Annotated in this window: 1 protein-coding gene and 1 tRNA gene; one reads left to right on the top strand and one right to left on the bottom strand. The window is 43.7% G+C overall.

The features are described from left to right. Nucleotides 1-141: 141 nt before the first annotated feature. Nucleotides 142-996: a bifunctional methylenetetrahydrofolate dehydrogenase/methenyltetrahydrofolate cyclohydrolase FolD gene (gene folD / locus AB4238_RS09305; protein ID WP_372033137.1), complete on the bottom strand. Its 855-nt coding sequence runs from the start codon at nt 994-996 to the stop codon at nt 142-144. Between the two features lie 625 nt (nt 997-1,621). Between folD and AB4238_RS09300 the strand changes: the two genes are divergently transcribed. Continuing rightward, a tRNA-Pro gene (locus AB4238_RS09300) sits at nt 1,622-1,698 on the top strand. Nucleotide 1,699: the final 1 nt, after the last annotated feature.

The following is a 1,699-nucleotide window of genomic DNA, read 5'->3' as shown; positions in this document are numbered from 1 at the left end:
GTCTGGAACATTTATGCCAAGCCCCATGGATGGGATAGCTTGGTATTTATGTCTGGAACATTTATGTCACCCCCCATGGATGGAAAGGTGTGGTCATTTTTGAGATATCAGGTCTGGAACATTTATGCACTTAGCAAGGCATCAGTCGTGATACTGCTCGCAGGCATAAAGTGTATTCTCTAACAAGCTAGCAATTGTCATTGGACCAACACCACCAGGGACTGGCGTGATGAAGCTTGCATTTTCGGCTGCTTTCTCAAATTGAACATCACCAACTAGCTTACCGCTTTCTAGACGATTAATACCCACATCAATCACAATCGCGCCGGGCTTAATCCATTCACCTGGAATGAATCCAGGCTTACCAACGGCAACAACGACCAAATCGGCTTGTCTTACTTTCTGCTCTAGATTACGAGTGAAGCGGTGGCAGGTTGTTGTCGTACAACCAGCGAGCAGTAACTCTAATGACATTGGACGACCGACGATATTAGAGGCGCCAACCACCACGGCATCTAAACCGTAGGTATCGACACCAGTCGACTGAATTAGAGTCATAATTCCCATTGGAGTGCATGAACGCAGCACTGGAATACGTTGAGCGAGTCGACCGACATTATATGGGTGGAAGCCGTCGACATCTTTATCTGGGCGGATGCGTTCGATAACCTTTGACTCTTCAATATGCTCAGGTAGTGGAAGCTGCACTAAAATACCGTCGATACTCTGATCTTCATTGCATTCATCAATGAGAGATAGCAAGGCATCTTCAGAAGTTGAACTGTCTAAATCGTAAGAGCGTGAAATAAAGCCTAACTCTTCACAGGCTCTGCGTTTGCTGCCAACGTACACTTGTGAAGCAGGATCCGCTCCGACGAGAATTACAGCTAAACCAGGTACTCTTTGACCAGCCTCTTTACGGGCGGTGACTTTGTCTTTGAGCTTAGTTCGAATGGATTGAGCGATAGCTTTACCATCGATGTTTTGAGCGGTCATGGGGCAAGGTGTCCTTTATACGACGCGATAATGGAAAACGGCGACATTTTAACAGGACATGTCCGAGGTGTCATTGATTTAGGTTGCTAACAATCAGTTCTTAAATACGGATAATGACTTAGTTTTGGGTTGTAGAAAGTATGCATTTTAAGCGGGGGGATAAATTGGGCAGCTGAATAAAATAGGTTACTTGCTATAGTGGGTGAAACTTATGGCTATATATCGCTTTTAATTGGTGATTTGAGACAGAGGGCGCTGATATTCAGGCAAGCCAATTTATTAAATGAAGACTCATTGATTGGTATAATCCAGTTGAAAGATGATGGTTTATCGTTACGGCATAAAAGTAAAGCCGTTATTGAATGAGGTAATAGTGGCTCCAACTTGAAAAATTGCTATATTAAAATCTTGCTCAAAGTGTTGGTATGTTAAGCATATTGTTTAGGAAGGCATCAACGAGTCGAACTATAGCGTGTAAAATGAGCAGGCGAATGATTTTTTAAAAAAAGTCGTTGACGACTTTTAGGCTAGGGGCTACTATGCGCTCCGTTCTCAACGAGACAGTTCGTTGGAAACAGAAACTGAAAATATTTCCCAAATATGTATTTTCACTAAGTTTCAATTTCGGTGATTAGCGCAGCCCGGTAGCGCATCTGGTTTGGGACCAGAGGGTCAGAGGTTCGAATCCTCTATCACCGACCAC

This window comes from Shewanella sp. 10N.286.45.A1, assembly GCF_041470405.1.
In the GTDB taxonomy this organism is placed as follows: Bacteria; Pseudomonadota; Gammaproteobacteria; order Enterobacterales; family Shewanellaceae; genus Shewanella.
This window is presented reverse-complemented; position numbering and strand designations above follow the sequence as displayed.

Excerpts from the sequence above, each read along its gene's own strand:
- folD (WP_372033137.1), bottom strand. The coding sequence starts at position 996 with ATGACCGCTCAAAACATCGATGGTAAAGCTATCGCTCAATCCATTCGA.